The organism is Enterobacter hormaechei subsp. hoffmannii, assembly GCF_001729745.1.
Classification (GTDB): domain Bacteria; phylum Pseudomonadota; class Gammaproteobacteria; order Enterobacterales; family Enterobacteriaceae; genus Enterobacter; species Enterobacter intestinihominis.
The window spans coordinates 4,313,772-4,335,429 of sequence record NZ_CP017186.1; the positions used below are offsets into that span (position 1 = coordinate 4,313,772).

General features: G+C 54.9%; 18 protein-coding genes. 10 read left to right on the plus strand and 8 right to left on the minus strand.

All coding sequences use genetic code 11. The annotated features are described in order from the left end of the window. Window positions 1-133: 133 nt before the first annotated feature. The 3 genes from glyS to BFV65_RS20425 all read right to left on the minus strand — a co-directional run bounded on the left by glyS (window position 134) and on the right by BFV65_RS20425 (window position 3,590). Window positions 134-2,203 (minus strand): glycine--tRNA ligase subunit beta, encoded by a 2,070-nt coding sequence (gene glyS / locus BFV65_RS20415; RefSeq protein WP_022649741.1) that lies wholly within the window; start codon window positions 2,201-2,203, stop codon window positions 134-136. Window positions 2,204-2,212: 9 nt separating this feature from the next. Beyond that, window positions 2,213-3,124, minus strand: a complete 912-nt coding sequence (glyQ, locus tag BFV65_RS20420; RefSeq protein ID WP_003860141.1) for a glycine--tRNA ligase subunit alpha — start codon at window positions 3,122-3,124, stop codon at window positions 2,213-2,215. A 160-nt stretch (window positions 3,125-3,284) separates the two neighbouring features. Continuing rightward, a complete protein-coding gene (locus BFV65_RS20425) occupies window positions 3,285-3,590 on the minus strand; it encodes a YsaB family lipoprotein (RefSeq protein ID WP_022649742.1) in 306 nt (101 codons plus the stop codon). A gap of 184 nt (window positions 3,591-3,774) precedes the next feature. Here BFV65_RS20425 and BFV65_RS20430 point away from each other — a divergent pair, with 184 nt between their 5' ends. Beyond that, window positions 3,775-4,770: an acyltransferase gene (locus BFV65_RS20430; protein ID WP_058677323.1), complete on the plus strand. Its 996-nt coding sequence runs from the start codon at window positions 3,775-3,777 to the stop codon at window positions 4,768-4,770. A 52-nt stretch (window positions 4,771-4,822) separates the two neighbouring features. Here the strand turns inward: BFV65_RS20430 and xylB are convergent, their stop codons facing one another. Beyond that, window positions 4,823-6,277 (minus strand): xylulokinase, encoded by a 1,455-nt coding sequence (xylB, locus tag BFV65_RS20435; protein WP_022649744.1) that lies wholly within the window; start codon window positions 6,275-6,277, stop codon window positions 4,823-4,825. Window positions 6,278-6,336: 59 nt separating this feature from the next. Beyond that, window positions 6,337-7,659, minus strand: a complete 1,323-nt coding sequence (gene xylA / locus BFV65_RS20440; protein WP_026080557.1) for a xylose isomerase — start codon at window positions 7,657-7,659, stop codon at window positions 6,337-6,339. Between the two features lie 371 nt (window positions 7,660-8,030). Between xylA and xylF the strand changes: the two genes are divergently transcribed. The 4 genes from xylF (at window position 8,031) to xylR (ending at window position 13,009) form a co-directional block, all read left to right on the plus strand. Beyond that, a complete protein-coding gene (xylF, locus tag BFV65_RS20445) occupies window positions 8,031-9,023 on the plus strand; it encodes a D-xylose ABC transporter substrate-binding protein (RefSeq protein WP_022649746.1) in 993 nt (330 codons plus the stop codon). Between the two features lie 72 nt (window positions 9,024-9,095). Beyond that, entirely contained in the window at window positions 9,096-10,637 is a 1,542-nt protein-coding gene (locus BFV65_RS20450) for a xylose ABC transporter ATP-binding protein (RefSeq protein ID WP_015572746.1), read from the plus strand. Further along, window positions 10,615-11,796: a xylose ABC transporter permease XylH gene (gene xylH / locus BFV65_RS20455; RefSeq protein ID WP_003860151.1), complete on the plus strand. Its 1,182-nt coding sequence runs from the start codon at window positions 10,615-10,617 to the stop codon at window positions 11,794-11,796. The genes BFV65_RS20450 and xylH overlap by 23 nt, the downstream gene beginning before the upstream one ends. Window positions 11,797-11,830: 34 nt before the next feature. After that, window positions 11,831-13,009, plus strand: coding sequence for a D-xylose utilization transcriptional activator XylR (gene xylR, locus BFV65_RS20460; protein ID WP_038416899.1), 1,179 nt, complete (start codon window positions 11,831-11,833; stop codon window positions 13,007-13,009). A 35-nt stretch (window positions 13,010-13,044) separates the two neighbouring features. On the opposite strand, the gene BFV65_RS20465 is transcribed toward xylR, so the two are convergent. Beyond that, complete coding sequence (locus BFV65_RS20465) at window positions 13,045-13,869, minus strand: protein bax (protein WP_022649749.1); 825 nt, start codon at window positions 13,867-13,869, stop codon at window positions 13,045-13,047. Between the two features lie 313 nt (window positions 13,870-14,182). Here BFV65_RS20465 and BFV65_RS20470 point away from each other — a divergent pair, with 313 nt between their 5' ends. Both BFV65_RS20470 and avtA read left to right on the plus strand, forming a co-directional pair. Then, window positions 14,183-16,213 carry an alpha-amylase gene (locus BFV65_RS20470; protein WP_069597042.1) on the plus strand — a complete coding sequence of 677 codons (2,031 nt, stop codon included), beginning with the start codon at window positions 14,183-14,185 and terminating at the stop codon, window positions 16,211-16,213. Between the two features lie 242 nt (window positions 16,214-16,455). Continuing rightward, entirely contained in the window at window positions 16,456-17,709 is a 1,254-nt protein-coding gene (gene avtA, locus BFV65_RS20475) for a valine--pyruvate transaminase (RefSeq protein WP_023298856.1), read from the plus strand. Window positions 17,710-17,716: 7 nt separating this feature from the next. Here the strand turns inward: avtA and BFV65_RS20480 are convergent, their stop codons facing one another. Both BFV65_RS20480 and yiaJ read right to left on the minus strand, forming a co-directional pair. After that, a complete protein-coding gene (locus BFV65_RS20480) occupies window positions 17,717-18,172 on the minus strand; it encodes a 4Fe-4S dicluster domain-containing protein (protein ID WP_058646381.1) in 456 nt (151 codons plus the stop codon). Window positions 18,173-18,175: 3 nt separating this feature from the next. After that, window positions 18,176-18,994 (minus strand): IclR family transcriptional regulator YiaJ, encoded by an 819-nt coding sequence (yiaJ, locus tag BFV65_RS20485; RefSeq protein WP_047056581.1) that lies wholly within the window; start codon window positions 18,992-18,994, stop codon window positions 18,176-18,178. A gap of 224 nt (window positions 18,995-19,218) precedes the next feature. On the opposite strand from yiaJ, the gene yiaK reads away from it, so the two are divergent. From yiaK to BFV65_RS20500, 3 genes are read left to right on the plus strand one after another with little or no spacing between them, the layout of a single operon-like run. Beyond that, complete coding sequence (gene yiaK, locus BFV65_RS20490) at window positions 19,219-20,217, plus strand: 3-dehydro-L-gulonate 2-dehydrogenase (protein WP_069597043.1); 999 nt, start codon at window positions 19,219-19,221, stop codon at window positions 20,215-20,217. A gap of 10 nt (window positions 20,218-20,227) precedes the next feature. Further along, the gene (locus tag BFV65_RS20495; RefSeq protein ID WP_069597044.1) at window positions 20,228-20,695 is read left to right on the plus strand and encodes a YhcH/YjgK/YiaL family protein; all 468 of its coding nucleotides are present in this window, start codon (window positions 20,228-20,230) and stop codon (window positions 20,693-20,695) included. A 26-nt stretch (window positions 20,696-20,721) separates the two neighbouring features. Next, the gene (locus tag BFV65_RS20500; protein WP_069597045.1) at window positions 20,722-21,648 is read left to right on the plus strand and encodes a DUF4862 family protein; all 927 of its coding nucleotides are present in this window, start codon (window positions 20,722-20,724) and stop codon (window positions 21,646-21,648) included. Window positions 21,649-21,658 lie beyond the last annotated feature (10 nt).

The window sequence follows — 21,658 nt, forward strand, 5'->3', positions numbered from 1 at the left end:
AGCGAATCCCGATGAGCTTACATTAGTAAGTGATTCGGGTGAACGAGCGCAGCCAACGCAGTTATGGCGCCATTGGCGAAGAGAGACAGTTTAGTTGCCGTTCTTCCCGCCTGTCAGGGGCGGGTTTTTTACATTATTGCAGCAGCGAAATATCCGCCACGCGCAGGAACAGCTCACGCAGTTTCTCAAGCATCGAGAGACGGTTAATACGCAGCTCTTTATCTTCCACGTTCACCATCACCTTCTCGAAGAAGGCATCGATGACGTCACGTAGCTCCGCCAGCTCCACCAGTGCTTCCTGGTAGCGACCTTCCGCGAAATACGGCTCCAGCTTGTCGCGCAGCACCACAACCTGCATCGCCAGAGAAATCTCTTCCGGCTCTTTCAGGGTTGCAGCGTTTACGCGTTCGTTCAGCGTCTCGTCGGATTTCGCGAGGATGTTGGATACACGCTTGTTGGCCGCGGCCAGCGCAGACGCCGCTTCCAGCGTACGGAAGTGGGATACCGCCTTCATACGCGCATCGAAATCTGCCGGACGGGTCGGACGACGCGCCAGCACCGCCTGAATGGTATCAACGGAGTAACCTTCGTCCTGATACCACGCGCGGAAACGACCGAGCATAAAGTCGATAACATCATCCACAACCTTCGCGTTGGTCAGCTTATCGCCGTACAGACGGACCGCTTCTTCGGTCAGCGTTTGCAGATCGAGATTGAGGTTCTTCTCTACGATGATGCGCAGCACGCCCAGCGCAGCACGACGCAGCGCAAACGGGTCTTTGTCGCCTTTCGGATGCTGACCGATACCGAAGATACCCGCCAGGGTGTCCATCTTATCGGCAATCGCCACGGCGCAGGCAACCGGGTTAGACGGCAGATCGTCACCGGCAAAGCGCGGCTGATACTGCTCGTTCAGGGCCACAGCCACGTCTTCCGCTTCGCCGTCATGACGCGCGTAGTGCATGCCCATCACGCCCTGGGTGTCGGTAAATTCGAACACCATATTGGTCATCAGGTCGCACTTGGAGAGCAGGCCCGCGCGGGTAGCGTGGTTAACGTCGGCGCCAATTTCACGGGCAATCCAGCCGGACAGCTCCGCGATACGGTCAGTCTTGTCGCGCAGCGTACCCAGCTGCTGCTGGAAGAGTACGGTTTGCAGACGCGGCAGGTTATCTTCCAGACGTTTTTTACGGTCGGTGTTGAAGAAGAACTCGGCGTCCGCCAGACGTGGACGCACCACTTTCTCGTTACCGGAGATAATCTGGCTCGGATCTTTCGATTCGATGTTCGCGACGAAGATGAAGTTTGGCAGCAGCTGGCCGTCGTTGGCGTAAACCGGGAAGTACTTTTGGTCACCCTTCATGGTGTACACCAGCGCTTCAGCCGGAACGGCCAGGAATTTCTCTTCGAATTTCGCGGTCAGCACAACCGGCCATTCGACCAGAGAGGTCACTTCTTCCAGCAGGCTATCGCTCAGATCGGCATTACCGCCAATTTTGCGCGCCGCTTCTTCGGCGTCAGCTTTGATTTTGGCTTTACGCTGTTCGTAGTCAGCAATGACCTTACCGCGCTCCAGCAGGATCTGCGGGTACTGATCAGCATTGTCGATGGTGAACTCCGGCTCGCCCATAAAGCGGTGGCCGCGGATCACGCGATCGGACGCCACGCCCAGAATGGTCGCCGGAATAACGGTATCGCCCAGCAGCAGGGTCACGGTGTGAACCGGACGCACAAAGTGTACGTCAGACGCTCCCCAGCGCATCAGCTTAGGAATCGGCAGCTTAGCCAGCGAGGTCGCAATCATATCTGGCAGAAGCGCTTCCGCGCTTTCGCCTTTCACATGGGCACGATACAGCAGCCATTCACCTTTGTCGGTGGTCAGACGTTCGGCCTGATCGACGGTGATACCGCAGCCGCGCGCCCAGCCTTCAGCCGCTTTGCTCGGCTTGCCTTCCGCGTCGAACGCCTGGGCAATGGCCGGGCCACGTTTTTCAACTTCGCGATCCGGCTGGGACGCCGCCAGGTTTGCCACTTTCAGCGCCAGACGACGCGGCGCAGCAAACCACTCAATTTTACCGTGCGCCAGGCCAGCGTTATCCAGCTCAGCAGTGACGTTCGCAGCGAAAGATTCAGCCAGGCTGCGCAGGGCTTTTGGTGGCAGCTCTTCAGTGCCGATTTCCACCAGGAAAGTTTTCTCAGACATGGCCGCCTCTTATTTGTTTCGGTTGCACATCGGGAAGCCAAGGGCTTCACGGGACGCGTAGTAAGCTTCAGCAACGGCTTTGGTCAGGGTACGAATACGCAGAATGTAGCGCTGACGTTCAGTCACGGAGATCGCTTTGCGGGCATCCAGCAGGTTGAAGCTGTGGGCAGCCTTCAGAATACGCTCGTAGGCAGGCAGCGGCAGCGGAGTCTCCAGCGCCAGCAGCTGCTGGGCTTCTTTCTCGTACTGCTCGAAGCAGGTGAACAGGAAGTCCACGTCCGCGTATTCGAAGTTATAGGTGGATTGCTCCACTTCGTTCTGATGGAACACGTCGCCGTAGGTGGTTTTACCCAGCGGGCCGTCGCTCCAGACCAGGTCGTAAACGCTGTCTACGCCCTGAATGTACATGGCCAGACGTTCCAGACCATAGGTGATTTCGCCGGTGATCGGTTTACATTCCAGACCGCCAACCTGCTGGAAGTAGGTGAACTGGGTCACTTCCATGCCGTTCAGCCACACTTCCCAACCCAGACCCCAGGCACCCAGCGTTGGGTTTTCCCAGTTATCTTCCACGAAACGAATGTCGTGAATGGTCGGATCCATACCCAGCTCTTTCAGTGACCCGAGGTACAGTTCCTGAATGTTGTCGGGTGATGGCTTAATCACCACCTGGAACTGATAGTAGTGCTGCAAACGGTTCGGGTTTTCGCCGTAACGGCCATCGGTCGGACGACGGGATGGCTGAACATAGGCGGTCGCCATTGGCTCTGGCCCTAACGCGCGCAGGCTGGTCATCGGGTGTGAGGTGCCTGCGCCAACTTCCATGTCCAAAGGTTGAACAATGGTGCAGCCCTGACGAGCCCAGTAATCCTGTAAGGTCAGGATCAGGCCCTGGAAGGTCTTGGTATCAAACTTTTGCATAGTATTTCGTGCTGGATACGTGTGGTTTTAAATGGAAGGGATCAGTATACCCGCTGGCTGCAAGATATACAGTACGAAACGGGGTTGTTTAGGGAAAATTGGGGAATAAGCCCTACAGCCAGAACCTGCGAAGGCTCTGGTTGCTGCTTATACGAGCAATTTAGCGCATTGAGAGATGTAAAAACTGGCCGTCTGCATCAAAAGAGCAGACAAAGCCCTCTTTACGCGCCGTATAGCCTTTCAGTTCATAGCTGCCCTGAAAGCGCTCGAAGCCGTTAATATGAATTTTCTGTGCTTCGGAATTATAGCGGTGAGCCGCCTGATCCCTGCACAGCTGTTCCATATTCAGGGAACGCTCCGGGCTCATTTTCCCCTGCTGCGCTTTTTGGACTGGAGCCTCCTGAGAAGCACTGCACCCTGCTAATAAAAGCAGCAGAAAGAGTGACGCCCCACGCTTCATCATCATTTTTATTACCGCCCTGGTCAGTGGCTGTTATTTTTAGTAGCAACACGTTTATAGATTAATGTTCAACATTCTGCGAATCTCGCCAGCTCCCGACAAGACAGCCTGGCTAAACTCAGAATTTTCCAAGGGAAAAGTTTTACGCAATCGCAGTCACACTTTCTTTATCAGGAATACAGAGGAACTGATGCAGTCAAAAATTAACTGGATTGATAACCTGCGGGGAATAGCCTGTCTGATGGTGGTGATGATCCACACTACGACCTGGTATGTCACGAACGCGCACAGTATCAGCCCTGTTAACTGGGATGTCGCCAATATTCTGAACTCAGCCTCACGCGTGAGCGTCCCGCTGTTCTTTATGATTTCCGGTTTTCTCTTTTTTGGCGAGCGTAGCGCGCAGCCGAGACATTTCATCCGTATTGTCTCCTGTTTGCTGTTTTACAGCGCCATTTCGCTGCTCTATATCATCCTGTTCACTTCAATTAATGCTGAACGTTCCCTGCTCAATTTGTTGCAAAAACCGGTGTTCTATCATCTGTGGTTTTTCTTCGCGATAATGGTTATCTATCTGGTTTCGCCGTTAATTCAGGTAAAAAACGTTAGCGGTAAAATGCTGCTGGCCTTGATGGTAATAATCGGGATCGTGGCAAACCCGAATACCGTCTCACAGAAAATTGATGGCTTTGAATGGCTGCCCGTTAACCTCTATATCAACGGCGATACGTTTTATTACGTGCTGTACGGCATGCTGGGGCGCGCCATCGGCATGATGGAGACGCAAAAGAGAGGAATAAACTGGCTTTGCGCGGCAGCATTTATCGCCGGTGTGTTTATTATCTCTCGAGGGACGCTGCACGAGCTGCAATGGCGCGGAAACTTTGCCGATACCTGGTATCTCTACTGCGGGCCGATGGTCTTTATCTGCGCGGTTTCGCTGCTGACTCTGGTTAAAAACACCCTGAATACCCGCCCGCTTCCGGTGCTGGGGTTTATCTCTCGCCACTCGCTGGGCATTTACGGTTTTCACGCGCTGGTGATCCACGCCCTGCGCACCCGCGGCGTTGAGCTTAAAAGCTGGCCGGTGCTGGATATTGTCTGGATATTTACCGTTACGCTGGTTGTCAGCCTGCTGCTCTCAATGCTGCTGCAACGCATCGATACACGCAGGTTTGTGAGCTAACCCGGTTGAAGGCTGGCAGGCCGGGTAAACGTTAGCGCCACCCGGCTCCTGTTTATGACATTAGCGGTAAAAGCTGCTGATAGATTTTGCGGAAAACGTCTCGTCTTTCAGCGTAGCGAGCATGATTTTTCGCATCAGGACGATGCTGCTGTTCAAGCGGCAGCTGGGGCAAAAGCTGGGGCAGTGGTTTATCCCGGTTCAGCGCAATTTGCGCCAGCCGTGCCGCACCGAGCGCCGGACCAACATCTCCCCCAGTACGATAGTCCAGCTGCAACCCGCTGATATCGGAAAGCATCTGCCGCCAGTAGCTGCTTCGTGCCCCGCCGCCAATTAACGTAATGCTGGATGGCGTCAGGCCACAGTCATGCACGACATCCATGCCGTCCGCCAGCGCATAGCCGACCCCTTCAAGCACCGCGCGTGCCAGCTCTGCCGGGCCGTGCTGATGGGTAAGGCCGAAGAAGACCCCTTTCGCTTCCGGGTTGTTATGCGGCGTCCGCTCGCCGGAAAGGTACGGTAAAAACCAGACCGCACCGGCAGTATCATCCGCCTGCTGTGCCGCTGCGATAAGCGCCGGGACGTCCGCCATTCCGGTCAGCTTTGCCGCCCAGTCGAGGCAGGAAGCCGCGCTCAGCATCACCGACATCAAATGCCATTTACCCGGCAACGCGTGGCAGAAGCTGTGTACGGCGCTTTCAGGGTTACTACGATAGCCGTCACTGACGGCAAAATAGACGCCGGAAGTGCCGAGCGAGAGCATGGCCTGTCCTGTCTCCACCATCCCCACGCCGACCGCACCCGCCGCATTATCGCCACCGCCGGCAACGACAGGTACGGCTGGCATATTCCAGCGTTCAGCAACAGAAGGCTGCAAAGCGCCCGTGATATCACTGCCTTCAAACAGCGCAGGCATATGATCGCGCGTCAGCTGGCAGGCATCCAGCATCGCTTCGCTCCAGTCCCGTTTCGCCACGTCGAGCCACATCGTGCCCGCGGCGTCAGACATGTCGCTGGCAAAATCCCCCGTCATGCGAAAACGCAGGTAGTCTTTCGGCAACAGAACCTTCGCCACCTGACGAAAAATCTCAGGCTCATGGCGCTGCACCCACAGGAGTTTTGGCGCGGTAAAACCGGGCATCATCAGGTTGCCCGTAATCTCGCGGGACGCAGGCACACGCTCCTCAAGGATCGCGCACTCTTCCGCACAGCGGCCATCGTTCCAGAGAATAGCCGGGCGCAGAACGCGATGCTGGCTATCCAGCAGCGTGGCGCCATGCATTTGCCCGGCAATGCCCAGCGCTTTTACGTCGCGCAGGCTGTGCTGCTCACCTAAGGCTTTCATCGCGCGGTCCGTCGCCTGCCACCACTGCTCCGGATCTTGTTCCGACCAAAGTGGCTGCGGGCGTGAAACCTGCAACTTTTCAGTCTGCGTGGCTAACACATCGCCCTGCTCGCTTAACAGGATGGCTTTCACCCCCGACGTGCCAAGATCGATCCCGATATACATGTGGTGACTCCTTTGACAGAAATGCCCGGTGGCGCTGCGCTTACCGGGCATGAATGCTGTTATTTATCGAACAGGTAGTGATTGACCAGGTTTTCCAGCAGTTCCTGATGGCCGCTCTGATGCTGCGGTGCCAACTGATGCTGTTCAGCGTACTTCGCGATCTCCGCAAGCGATAACTGACCTTTCAAAATTTGCTGGCCCAGCTCACTGTTCCAGCCGCTGTAGCGCTTCGCCACGCGCTTATCCAGCTCACCGTCTTCAATCATACGGGCCGCCACCTTCAGCGCCAGCGCCATGGTGTCCATCGCGCCAATATGCCCGTAGAACAGATCGTATTTGTCGGTGCTCTGGCGACGCACTTTGGCGTCGAAGTTCAGGCCGCCGGTGGTGAAACCGCCCGCTTTGATGATTTCGTACATCACCAGCGCATTCTCTTCGACGCTGTTCGGGAACTGGTCGGTATCCCAGCCCAGCTGCGGATCGCCGCGGTTCGCATCCACCGATCCGAAGATGCCCAGCGCAATCGCAGAGGCGATTTCGTGATGGAACGAGTGGCCCGCCAGCGTGGCGTGGTTAGCCTCAATGTTCACTTTGATCTCTTTTTCCAGACCAAACTGCTTCAGGAAGCCATACACGGTGGCGACATCGTAGTCGTACTGATGCTTGGTTGGCTCCTGTGGTTTTGGCTCAATCAGCAGCGTACCGCGGAAGCCGATTTTGTGCTTGTGGTCCACAACCATCTGCATAAAGCGGCCAATCTGCTCACGCTCCTGGCGCAGGTCAGTATTCAGCAGCGTTTCATAGCCTTCACGACCGCCCCAGAGAACGTAGTTCTCACCGCCCAGCTGATGCGTGGCGTTCATCGCAGTCACGACCTGGGTTGCCGCCCAGCTGAAGACTTCCGGGTCCGGGTTGGTTGCCGCGCCCGCGCCATAGCGAGGGTTGGTAAAGCAGTTAGCCGTACCCCAGAGCAGCTTCACGCCGCTTTGCTGCTGTTTTTCAGCCAGCACGTCGACCATCTGCGCAAAATTGTTCAGATACTCTTTCAGGGATGCCCCTTCCGGCGACACGTCCACATCGTGGAAACAGTAGTACGGTACGTTCAGCTTATGGAAGAACTCGAACGCGACGTCGGCTTTACGCTTCGCCAGCTCAATGGCCTCGCCCGGCTGTTGCCATGGGCGGTCAAAAGAGCCCACGCCGAACATATCGGCACCGTTCCAGCAGAAGGTGTGCCAGTAGCAGGCGGCAAAGCGCAAGTGATCTTCCATGCGCTTACCCAGCACCAGCTCATCCGGGTTGTAGTGACGAAATGCTAAAGGATTGGTCGTTTTCGTGCCTTCGAAACGAACGCGATCGAGTTGGTCGAAATAAGCTTGCATATTGAGCTCCATAATCAGGGTATGCGGCGTGGTCTTGCTTCTGGAGTAATAGTGAATAGACATTGGAGGTTGCTCAATTACGTTATTTCACACTGCTATTGAGAGAATGCGCAATTGTGCGCTGGCTCGCAAAATAATGTGCAGACAAACTATTTTTCGGCGCGCATTCCAGAATCAAATGTAATTAATAGGTTACGCTTTTTAAAATCCGATCGCGGTCATAAATTCAGAAATAAACCAAATATCGTAATGAGAAGATAAAAATCTGTAATTGCCAGCAGGCCTTTCCACGTTAAAAATTTGCTGCGTCTCAGCAGTGAATGTTTCTTTTATCTCAGCTACACATACCCCTACAAAAAGGCCTAATAATTATGAAGATAAAGAACCTGACCCTAACGCTCTGCACTACTCTCCTGCTTGCAAGCTTTGCCGGCCACGCCAAAGAGGTCAAAATCGGCATGGCGATTGATGACTTACGCCTGGAGCGCTGGCAAAAAGATCGCGATATCTTTGTTAAAAAAGCGGAATCTCTCGGTGCGGAGGTGTTCGTTCAGTCCGCTAACGGCAACGAAGAGACGCAAATGTCGCAAATTGAGAATATGATCAACCGTGGCGTCGATGTGCTGGTCATTATCCCGTATAACGGCCAGGTATTAAGCAACGTGGTGAAAGAAGCAAAACAGGAAGGCATAAAAGTCCTGGCTTATGACCGCATGATTAATAATGCGGATATTGATTATTATATTTCGTTCGACAATGAAAAGGTGGGTGAATTACAGGCTAAAAGCTTGATCGCAAAAGTGCCTCAAGGGAATTATTTCCTGATGGGCGGCTCGCCTGTGGATAACAACGCCAAACTGTTCCGTCAGGGACAAATGAAAGTGCTGAAGCCGTATATCGACGAGGGCAAAATTAAAGTCGTCGGCGATCAGTGGGCTGACGGCTGGTTACCGGAAAACGCGCTGAAAATTATGGAAAACGCGTTGACCGCAAATAACAACAAAATCGATGCAGTGGTGGCCTCTAACGACGCCACTGCGGGGGGCGCCATTCAGGCGCTGAGCGCGCAGGGTCTGGCCGGGAAAGTCGCTATTTCCGGACAGGACGCCGACCTTGCGGGTGTAAAACGCATTATCGCGGGTACCCAGACTATGACGGTCTATAAGCCCATTACCGAGCTTGCCAATACGGCCGCCGAAATTGCCGTTGAGCTGGGAAATGGCCAGCAACCTAAAGCAGACGCGACGTTAAATAACGGCCTGAAAGACGTGCCAGCTCGCCTGCTTACCCCTATCGAAGTCAACAAAGAGAATATTGACGCCACGGTGGTGAAAGACGGTTTCCATAAGAAGAGTGAACTGTAATCCAGCGCAGCCCCTGCCCGGCGGGGGCGCATCGACCTGCCCTGTTCATCTGTCGGGCTATGCGGAGCAGTTATGTCTTATTTACTTGAAATGAAAAGCATCACCAAAGCCTTCGGAGCGGTGAAAGCGGTCGACAACGTAAGCCTGCGGCTGAACCCCGGCGAAGTGATGTCGCTGTGCGGCGAAAACGGCTCGGGGAAATCCACGCTGATGAAGGTGCTGTGCGGGATCTATCCGCACGGCAGCTACGAGGGCGAAATCGTCTTTGCCGGTGAGGTGCTTCAGGCCACGCACATTCGTGATACCGAACGTAAAGGCATCGCTATCATTCACCAGGAGCTGGCACTGGTGAAGCACCTTACCGTGCTGGAAAATATCTTTCTTGGGGCCGAACTCTCGCGCCACGGCGTACTGGATTACGACACCATGACGCTGCGCTGCGAAAAACTGCTGGCCCAGGTGAGTCTCGCTATCTCACCGGATACGCGCGTGGGCGACTTAGGTTTGGGCCAGCAGCAGCTGGTGGAGATCGCCAAGGCGCTAAATAAACAGGTACGCCTGCTGATCCTCGACGAGCCAACCGCCTCGCTCACCGAACAGGAAACCGCCGTTCTGCTCAATATCATCCGCGATCTGCAAAACCACGGTATCGCCTGCATCTATATTTCGCACAAGCTCAATGAGGTGAAAGCTATTTCCGACACCATCTGCGTCATCCGCGACGGGCAGCACATTGGCACGCGTGAAGCAGAAGGCATGAGCGAAGATGACATCATCACCATGATGGTGGGTCGCGAACTCACCGCACTGTATCCCAACGAACCACACACCATAGGCGAAGAACTCCTGCGCGTGGAAAACCTGACGGCGTGGCATCCCGTTAACCGCCACATCAAGCGCGTGGATAACCTCTCCTTCTCGCTGCACCGTGGCGAAATTCTCGGTATTGCGGGTTTAGTGGGTGCGGGAAGAACCGAGGCCGTGCAGTGTCTGTTTGGCGTCTGGCCGGGGCGCTGGGAAGGCAAAATTTATATCGACGGTCAGCCGGTAAAAATCGACAACTGCCAGCAGGCCATTGCCAAAGGCATTGCCATGGTGCCCGAAGACCGCAAAAAAGACGGCATCGTGCCGGTCATGGCGGTGGGAAAAAATATCACGCTGGCGGCGCTCAGCCAGTTTTCCGGCGCGCTGAGCAGCCTGGATGATGCCGCAGAACAGCAGTGTATTCTTCAGTCACTTGCCAGGCTCAAGGTGAAAACCTCCTCGCCGGAACTGGCGATAGGTCGCCTGAGCGGCGGCAACCAGCAGAAAGCGATTCTGGCGCGCTGCCTGTTGCTTAATCCGCGCATTTTAATTCTGGACGAACCCACGCGCGGGATCGATATCGGCGCGAAGTATGAAATCTACAAGCTGATCAACCAGCTTGTGCAGCAAGGGATTGCCGTCATTGTTATCTCGTCCGAATTGCCTGAAGTGCTGGGGCTGAGCGACCGCGTGCTGGTCATGCATGAAGGGAAACTCAAAGCCAACCTGAACAACCAGAACCTGACGCAAGAGCAGGTGATGGAAGCTGCCTTAAGGAGCGAACGCCATGTCGAAAAGCAACCCGTCTGATATCAAAGTCGCTGTTCCGACGCCCGGTGCGTTCGCAGGACTTAAATCGCTGAATCTGCAAGTTTTTGTAATGATTGCCGCCATTATCGTCATCATGTTGTTCTTTACCTGGATGACCGATGGCTCCTATTTGAGCGCACGTAACGTCTCTAACCTGCTGCGTCAGACCGCCATCACCGGGATCCTGGCGGTGGGGATGGTCTTTGTGATTATCTCAGCGGAAATTGACCTGTCGGTAGGGTCGATGATGGGTCTGCTCGGCGGCGTGGCGGCAATTTTTGACGTCTGGCTCGGCTGGCCGCTGCCGCTGACGATTGCGGTCACGCTGGTACTGGGTCTGCTGCTAGGTGCGTGGAACGGCTGGTGGGTGGCCTACCGTAAAGTCCCGTCGTTTATTGTCACCTTAGCAGGGATGCTGGCCTTCCGCGGTATTCTGATTGGGATCACCAACGGCACTACCGTCTCCCCGACCAGCGCCTCGATGTCCCAGATTGGCCAAAGCTACCTCTCTGATGGCGTCGGTTTTACGATCGGCGTGGTTGGGCTGATGGCGTTTGTCGCGTGGCAATGGCGAGGACGCATGCGTCGCCAGGCGCTGGGGCTGGCCTCGCCTGCCTCAACCTCGGTTGTCGGCCGTCAGGCGCTTACTGCGGTGATTGTGCTGGGGGCCATCTGGCTGCTAAACGATTATCGCGGTGTCCCAACGCCCGTTCTGCTGCTGGCGCTGTTGCTGTTAGGTGGGATGTTTATGGCCACACGTACCGCATTCGGTCGCCGTATTTATGCTATCGGCGGCAATCTTGAAGCCGCGCGTTTATCTGGTATCAACGTCGAGCGCACCAAACTCGCCGTCTTTGCCATCAACGGCCTGATGGTAGCCATCGCGGGGCTGATCCTCAGCTCACGTCTGGGTGCGGGTTCCCCGTCTGCCGGTAATATTGCCGAGCTGGACGCCATCGCCGCCTGCGTGATTGGCGGGACCAGCCTCGCCGGAGGCATTGGCAGCGTGGCGGGTGCGGTGATGGGCGCATTTATTATGGCTTCGCTGGATAACGGGATGAGTATGATGGACGTGCCGACGTTTTGGCAGTATATCGTCAAAGGGGCCATTCTTTTGCTGGCAGTCTGGATGGACTCTGCCACCAAGCGGCGCGCCTGAGAACCGTATCGTGACTAATTTGGGAAAGTGAGCCATGTTTGAAAAGCGTCACCGCATTACGTTGTTATTCAATGCCAACAAAGCCTATGACCGTCAGGTGGTTGAGGGGGTTGGTGAATATTTGCAGGCGTCGCAATCCGAATGGGATATTTTCATCGAAGAAGATTTCCGTACCCGTCTGGAGAACATCAAAGACTGGCTGGGAGACGGGGTTATCGCTGACTTTGACGACCCCGTGATTGAACAGTTGCTGAGTGGCGTCGACGTACCTATCGTGGGCGTTGGCGGCTCTTACCATTCAGCGGAACATTACCCCCCCGTTCACTACATCGCCACGGATAACCATGCCCTGGTTGAGACCGCCTTCCTCCATTTAAAGGAGAAAGGCGTCCATCGTTTTGCGTTTTACGGATTGCCCGCCACCAGCGGAAAGCGCTGGGCGATGGAGCGTGAGTATGCCTTCTGCCAGCTGGTTGCCCAGGAGAAGTATCGCGGCGTCGTTTATCAGGGGCTGGAAACCGCGCCAGAAAACTGGCAGCACGCACAGAATCGCCTGGCTGACTGGCTGCAAACACTGCCGCCCCAGACAGGGATTATCGCCGTGACGGACGCCCGCGCCCGCCACGTATTACAGGTGTGCGAACATTTGCATATTCCTGTGCCTGAAAAGCTGTGCGTGATTGGTATTGATAACGAAGAGCTTACACGCTATCTGTCGCGCGTGGCGCTCTCATCCGTGGCGCAGGGTACCCGTCAGATGGGCTATCAGGCCGCGAAGCTGCTGCACCGACTGTTAGACAACGAATCCCTGCCGCTCCAGCGTCTGCTGGTTCCGCCCGTTCGCGTGGTCGAGCGTCGCTCAACTGACTACCGTTCCTTAAACGATCCGGCCGTGATTCAGGCGATGCACTACATTCGCAATCATGCCTGCAAAGGGATTAAGGTCGATCAGGTGCTGGATTCGGTCGGCATTTCACGTTCGAATCTGGAGAAGCGGTTTAAAGAGGAAGTCGGTGAGACGATCCACGCCGTGATCCATGCGGAAAAGCTGGAGAAAGCGCGAAGTCTGCTGATCTCCACCTCGCTGTCGATCAACGAGATTTCACAGATGTGCGGCTACCCGTCGCTTCAGTATTTCTATTCGGTATTCAGGAAAGAGTATGACACCACGCCGAAGGAGTACCGGGAACGGTACAGTGAAGTCCTGCTCTAGAAAAAAGAACGCCTTCCAGTGGAAGGCGTTTTTTATTACATATGTGCGGCAATCAGACGCTGGTTATCCTGGTACATGGAGAACAGGTAGTTGTTGTAGCGCTGTCCCTGGGTGGAATAACCTTTCAGCTTGTGGATCATCGCCGTGGCCGTCACTTCCTGATCCGCCTTACGCAGCTGCGCGCGTGACTTACGGAACGAAGAGTAGGCCGGGTGGGTGTTCAGATTCACCACATAGGCATTCACGGAATCTTTCACCGATTCAAACTGTGAATAGCCCTTCACCTTGCCGGGTGCATTAGTACAACGACCTTTTGCGCATTTCATGCCAAACAGATTGTTGTTGTTGCGCGCCAGCTTCGAGGTGCCCCAACCGCTTTCGGCGGCGGCCATTGTCGCGACCATACTGCCTGGAATAATGTCCACACGCTCTAACAGAGTGTTCCACGGCACACGACGCGTGTTCCCGCTCCACTTCACTTTATAGCGTTTGGCGATGTCTTTCAGGCGAGTGCGCTCAGACGGCGACCAGCGGCTATCGTACTGTTTGGCGATCAGCCAGTTACGATCCGCAGTAATCGCGGCATTTTGACTTTTAATGTAAGGCATTACCGTCCGGAGAAACGCTTTTTTCCTTGGTGTCCCGGAAGGGTATTTTCGCAAATCAGGAAGTGAACTACTCTTTGCACTATTGCGAGAATACTCTTGTTTACTGCTAACCTTACTGCTTGTCGTCTTTATTACGTGGGCTTTCTTACTCGTTGTATCCGTGTGCGTCTTTGCAAGCACCTCACCTGAAAATGCCATGGTGAGTAACATGAGTATCGCGGCCCCATATCGTCGAATGGGAGTCGATATCATTAGGTCTCCTGGTCGGATATAAGCATTCCAACACCTTATTTTCTTCAAAATTTGAGAGCGGAATCTCAAATCGTACCAAAAATAGTCTTCAAGAGCACGTCTATAAATAGTCCAATTCCGAAACTATGTCATCCGGAACATGCTCATTAAAGCACCAACACTGGAAAAATGTGCGCGATATCGCAGATAACTGCCTAATTTTGCGCGGGATCACTCATCCCTACGCGTCCTCCCGGCAGAAAGCCTCAGAGGAGGAGTTTTTCCCCTGAGCCGAATGGCACACTGGTCAAAAATGCCGCGACAGGAAAATGGAATGAAACGCACTGCATTAGCTGTTCTGATGTTACCCGCATTCGCGCATGCCGACTGGTCATCGCCGGGATTTGACGCATTCAACGCTGAAGGTACCGGCGTCTTTACCAGCCAGGCAACGCTTGCGAAGGGTACCCGTCCACTGACGTTGAGTCTTGACAACGCGTGCTGGCAGCCGACAAAGGCCATTAAGCTCAACGAGATGCTGTCGCTCAAACCGTGCGAAGGCACGCCACCGCAGTGGCGATTATTCCGTGACGGCGTTTATCAGATGCGTATTGATACGCGCTCTGGAACGCCGACGCTGATGCTGACGGTACAAAGTGCGGCGCCACAGCCTGTCGCAAACGTTACCCGCCAGTGCCCGAAGTGGGACGGCAAACCGCTCACGATCGACGTCGTTAACACGTTCCCGGAAGGCACGGTGGTGCGTGATTTTTACAGCAAACAGACCGCGACCGTTCAAAATGGCAAAGTGACTCTTCAGCCAGCCGCCAACAGCAATGGCCTGCTGCTGCTTGAGCGCGCCGAAACGGACAAACCCGCGCCGTTCAGCTGGCAAAACGCCACCGTCTATTTCGTGCTGACCGATCGCTTCGTGAATGGCGACCCCACCAACGACAACAGCTATGGCCGCCATAAAGATGGTATGCAGGAGATAGGTACTTTCCACGGCGGCGATCTGAAAGGGCTTACCAGCAAACTGGATTACCTTCAGCAACTGGGCGTGAATGCGCTCTGGATAAGCTCCCCGCTGGAGCAGATCCACGGCTGGGTTGGCGGCGGCACCAAAGGGGATTTCCCCCACTACGCGTATCACGGTTATTACACCCAGGACTGGACGAAACTCGACGCCAACATGGGCAACGAAGATGATTTACGCCAGCTTGTCGACGACGCGCACAGGCGCGGTATCCGCGTCCTGTTTGACGTTGTCATGAACCACGCGGGCTATGCGACGCTTGCAGATATGCAGCAATATCAGTTTGGCGCACTCTATTTACAGGGAGATGAGCTGAAAAAAACGCTCGGCGAACGCTGGACTGACTGGAAGCCAGGCGCGGGTCAAAGCTGGCACAGCTTCAACGATTACATCAACTTCAGTGACAAAGCCGCATGGGAAAAATGGTGGGGTAAAAAATGGATCCGTACCGATATCGGTGATTACGACAACCCGGGCTTTGACGACTTGACCATGTCCCTGGCCTTCCTGCCGGATCTGAAAACGGAATCAAAAACCCCGTCAGGTTTGCCGAACTTTTATCAACACAAGCCCGACACCAACGCGAAAGTGATGACGAATTTCACGCCGCGAGATTACCTGACCCACTGGCTTAGCCAGTGGGTGCGTGACTACGGCATCGACGGTTTCCGGGTCGATACCGCCAAACACGTTGAGCATGAAGCCTGGCAGCAACTGAAAGACCAGGCCAGCCAGGCGCTGGCCGCGTGGAAGGCCGCCAACCCGGACAAAAAACTCGACGATGCGCCGTTCTGGATGACCGGTGAATCCTGGGGCCACGGCGTGATGCAGAGCGATTATTACCGCCACGGCTTCGATGCGATGATCAACTTTGACTATCAGGAGCAGGCGGCGAAAGCAGTGGACTGTCTGGCAGATATGGATTTGACCTGGCAGCAAATGGCAGAAAAGCTGCAAAGTTTTAATGTGCTGAGCTATCTCTCCTCCCACGATACGCGTCTGTTCCGTGAAGGGGGCCAGCGCGCCGCTGAGTTACTGCTGCTGGCGCCGGGAAGCGTGCAGATCTATTACGGCGATGAATCAGAGCGTCCATTTGGTCCGACGGGCTCCGATCCGCTACAGGGAACCCGTTCGGATATGAACTGGCAGGACGTCACGGGTAAACAGGCGTTAACTGTCGCCCACTGGCAGCTTCTGGGGCAGTTCCGCGCCCGTCATCCGGCTGTGGGTGAAGGCAAGCAAACAACGCTGTCAGTGAAAGAAGGCTACGGCTTTGTGCGCGAGCACAAGGGCGATAAGGTGATGGTGGTGTGGGCGGGTAATCAGTAGAACTGCCCCCTCACCCTAATCCTCTCCCCTAAGGGGCAAGGGGATTGCACGGTGCGGTCTTTCACCCTCGCCCCTTTGGGGAGAGGGTCGGGGTGAGGGAGACATTCATCAGAACGATTCACTGCAATAATCCCTCTCCACCATACAAAACAACAAATCCGACCACATCCGCCGATTTGCACCAACACGGTGCTGGCGTTATGGTTACTGCCTTTCATATTAAGCCCGACAGATCACCTGCTATGACGTTTTCACAATTCGGCGACAAATTTACCCGCCATTCAGGCATTACCCGCCTGATGGAGGACCTCAACGACGGGCTGCGCACCCCAGGCGCTATCATGCTTGGCGGCGGAAACCCGGCTCAAATTCCGGAGATGAACACCTACTTCCAGACGCTGCTGGCAGACATGCTGGAAAACGGTAAAGCAACCGATGCGCTATGTAATTACGACGGCCCTCAGGGTAAAACAGAACTACTGACGCTTCTGGCGGCAATGCTGCGGGAAGCGCTGGGTTGGGATATCGAACCACAGAACATTGCACTGACAAACGGCAGTCAGAGCGCGTTTTTCTACTTATTCAATCTGTTCGCCGGACGCCGCGCCGACGGCACCACGAAAAAAGTGCTGTTCCCGCTGGCACCGGAGTATATCGGCTATGCCGATGCCGGCCTCGAAGAAGACCTGTTTGTTTCCGCACGTCCGAATATCGAGTTGTTGCCAGAGGGCCAGTTCAAATATCACGTCGATTTTGAACATCTGCATATCGGTGAAGAGACGGGCATGATCTGCGTATCTCGTCCCACCAACCCGACGGGGAACGTGATCACCGACGACGAGCTGATGAAGCTGGATGCGCTGGCGAATCAGCACGGCATCCCGCTGGTGATCGATAACGCCTATGGCGTACCGTTCCCGGGGATCATCTTCAGCGAAGCGCGTCCGCTGTGGAACCCGAACATCATCCTCTGCATGAGCCTCTCCAAGCTGGGCCTGCCGGGCAGCCGCTGCGGCATTATCATTGCTAACGAGAAAATCATCACCGCCATTACCAACATGAACGGCATTATCAGCCTTTCCCCTGGCGGCATCGGCCCGGCGATGATGTGCGAGATGATCAGGCGTAACGACCTGCTGCGCCTGTCAAATGAGGTGATCAAGCCGTTTTACTCTCAGCGCGTTCAGGAAACTATCGCCATCCTTCGCCGCTACTTACCGGAGGAACGCTGCCTGATCCATAAACCGGAAGGGGCAATTTTCCTGTGGCTGTGGTTTAAGGATCTGCCCATTACGACAGAGCTGCTTTATCAGCGTCTGAAAAAGCGTGGCGTGCTGATGGTCCCGGGGGATTACTTCTTCCCGGGTCTGGATAAGCCGTGGCCGCATACGCACCAGTGCATGCGCATGAACTACGTCCCGGACCCGGAAAAAATCGAAGCGGGTGTGAAAATTCTCGCCGAAGAGATTGAGAACGCCTGGCGCGAGGCCGGCTAATAAAACCTCAGACCAGATTACGCAGCCGTTCCGCGCGTAGTCTGGCGGGGTCTATGCAGCGCAGCGCGTGGGTGGGACAGGCTTCGACGCAGGCGGGACCGCCCTCGCGATGCATGCACAAATCACATTTCAGCGCCTGAACGCGATCTCCCACAACCCGAACCTGCATTGCCCCGAACGGGCACGCCACCATACAGCTTTTGCAGCCGATACAGCGAGCCTGCTCAACGAGCCAGGCTCCCGCAGCACGGTGAATGGCCCCCGTCGGGCAGACATTCGCGCAGGGCGCATCTTCACACTGGTGGCAGCCCACGGCTGTGGTGAAGGTTCCCCCCTTAACCACGCGGATACGTGACGTAAACGCTTCTGGCGTGGCGCTGCTTTGATGCGACATCATGCACGCCACCTCACAGGTGCGGCACCCGATACATTTTTCAGGATCCGTCAGAATAAATCGGTTCATCAGTTACGCCTCGCGCACGTTAAACCCCAGTTCTTTCGAGATAGCTTCCGCCGTGTCACGCAGCGGTTTTAACAAGTTTTTCTCGCCCACCTGCTTCATGCGCGACGTCGACAGCGAAATGGAGATGGCATAGGGCACGCGCCCGTGAATATCAAAGACCGGCACGGCGATACATGACACACCCAGCTCGTTCTCTTCTTTATCCATCGCCATACTGTGATCGCGAATTTCCGCCAGCTCATCATACATCGCGCTCAGTTCGGTGATGGTGTTGCGGGTCAAAGGTTGGATCTGTTCATGGTGGCTTTCCCAGTAGCTCGCCACGTAATCCTGATGGCCAAACGCCATATAGATTTTGCCCATCGCAGAACAATAGAGCGGCATATGCTGGCCGATATATGCGCGCGTGCGCAGCATACCGGTTGTCGGCTCAAGCTTATAAATCAGGATCGCGTGATCATCTTCACGGCTGGAGAAGTTGACCGTTTCGCCGGTGGCAATGTTCAGCGCCTCGAGGTGCGGCGCCGCCACGTGAATAATATTGAGCGATGAAAGCGCCTTTTGCCCGACGGCGATAAATTTGGTGGTCAGACGATAGCTCCCTGCCGCCGGCGCCGGCGTCACGTACCCGCACGACTGCAACCCCTGCAATAACCGGTGCACGGTGCTTTTATTCAGCCCCGCCAGTTCTGATAAATGCGCAAGCGGACACCCGTTCGGATAGTTACTGAGGATTTCAATCAGCATCAGGCCGCGAAACAAGCTCTGGCTACCTGCTGGCCTCTCTTTTTCTTGCGTCATTTCGCTCTCTTTTATGCTCATCAAATGGCTCCTGTTTATCGCGCCCTGATGGTAGCGCAAAGTGTGGTTTAGTTCACGATCTCAACAGAAAAAACACAACCATTTGATTTTAATCGATTTTGAAAAACGTGAATGTCGTTGATCTGACAAAATTTGATCGCTATATTTGAAATCGGATTTCGCATAGTGAAATTTAGCGATAAAAAAGCACTCGCACTTGCCCCTAAAAAAACAGGAGAACAGGGATGAAAGTGACCTTCGAAGAGTTGAAAGCGGCGTTCAATCGGGTTCTGCTCGATCGCGGTGTAAAAGCGGATACCGCAGACGCCTGCGCTGAGATGTTCGCCCGCACCACGGAGTCCGGCGTTTATTCACACGGCGTCAACCGCTTCCCGCGATTTATTCAGCAGCTTGACGCAGGCGACATCCTCCCTGACGCCCAGCCGAAACGCGTAACGACATTAGGCGCCATCGAACAGTGGGATGCGCAGCGTTCCATCGGCAACCTGACGGCGAAGAAGATGATGGACCGTGCTACCGAGCTGGCGTCCGATCACGGGATCGGCGTGGTGGCGCTGCGTAATGCTAACCACTGGATGCGCGGCGGTAGCTACGGCTGGCAGGCGGCGGAAAAAGGCTATATCGGCATCTGCTGGACCAACTCTATTGCCGTGATGCCCGCGTGGGGATCAAAAGAATGCTGCATCGGCACAAACCCCCTGATCGTTGCCATTCCGTCGAATCCAATCACCATGGTCGATATGTCGATGTCGATGTTCTCCTACGGCATGCTGGAGGTGAATCGCATGGCCGGACGCGAATTACCGGTCGACGGCGGCTTTGACGATGAGGGCAATCTAACCAGAGAGCCGGGCGTGATTGAGAAAAACCGCCGCATTCTGCCCATGGGCTACTGGAAAGGTTCTGGCTTATCGATTGTGCTCGACATGATCGCCACCTTGCTCTCTGACGGCGCATCCGTTGCGGAAGTGACCCAGGACAACAGCGACGAATACGGCGTATCGCAGATCTTTATCGCCATCGAAGTGAATCGCCTGATCGACGGCCCAACCCGCGATGCCAAACTACAGCGCATCATGGACTTCATCACCACCGCAGAACGCGCTGATGAAAACGTCGCCGTCCGTCTGCCAGGCCATGAGTTCACACGCCTGCTGGAGGAGAACCGCCGCAACGGCATCACGATTGACGACAGCGTGTGGGCGAAAATCCAGTCTCTGTAAGGAGTGGGTCATGATATTCGGACATATTACACAGCCAAATCCATGTCGCCTGCCGCTGGCGATTGAAAAGGCGCTTAATTTTCTGCGTACCACGGATTTCACCCCCCTGGCGCCGGGCGTGATCGAAATTGAAGGCCGCAACATTTTTGCCCAGGTTCTCGACCTCACCACAAAGGAACAGCACGAGAACCGCCCTGAAGTCCATCGCCGCTATCTGGATATCCAGTTTTTGGCCTGGGGCGAAGAAAAAATCGGTATTGCTATTGATACCGGAAATAACAAAATCAGCGAATCATTGCTGGAGCAACGGGATATTATTTTTTATCACGACAGCGAACACGAGTCGCTTATCGAAATGATACCTGGCAGTTACGCCATATTTTTCCCGCAGGATGTTCACCGTCCTGCCTGTATTAAAAACAAGGGATCCGCAATTCGTAAAATTGTGGTGAAAGTGGCCATCAGCGAATTAGATTAATTTTCTGATAAATACAGGAATGCGAAATGACCAACACCGGTTTTATTATTGGTGCGTACCCCTGCGCACCCTCGTTTCACCAGAAAGGGGAGCAGGAAGAACACGCCTTCTGGCGGGAACTTTCCGACACGCCAAATATTCGCGGGCTGGAACAACCTTGCCTTGAAAATCTCCATCCGTTTGGTGATGAATGGCTGTTTCGTCATACGCCGGGCAACTGGCAGATCGTTGTCACAGCCGTTATGGAAACCATGCGCCGCCGCGGCAGCAACGGCGCGTTTGGCCTGGCGTCCGCGGACGAAGAACAACGTAAAGCGTGCATTGAATATTACCGCCATCTGCATCAAAAGATTGATGCCGTTAACACCCGCTTTCCCGGGAAAGTGGTCGCTCTGGAAATGCAGGCCGCACCACAGGCGGGTAATGATTCTGTCGAGCAAGCGACAGAATCATTCTCCCGCTCGGTAAGGGAAATCGCGAGCTGGGACTGGGGCTGCGATCTGGTGCTGGAACACTGTGATGCGATGAATAGCCCGGCGCCGCGTAAAGGGTTCTTGCCCTTAGAGCAGGTGCTGGAGGTAGTGAGAGAGACCGATATCAGCGTCTGTATCAACTGGGCACGTTCGGCCATCGAAGGTCGCAACACCGCCCTTCCGCTGGAACATGTTCAGGCGGCACTCGCTGCCGGGAAACTGGGGGCACTGATGTTTTCGGGCACGACCCCTCGCGGTGAGTACGGAGAATGGCAGGATCTGCACGCGCCGTTTTCTTCGTTCTGCGCCGACAGTCTCATGTCCACTGAACATGTAAAAACGCTGTTTACTGCGGCGAGCGCCGCAACATTGAAATTCTCCGGTATTAAATTACTGGAAATAAATGCTAATGCTGACGTCAGCCATCGCATCGCTATTTTGCGCGACGGCATTAGCGCTATGAATAAAGCATCACAATAAAAATAAAGAA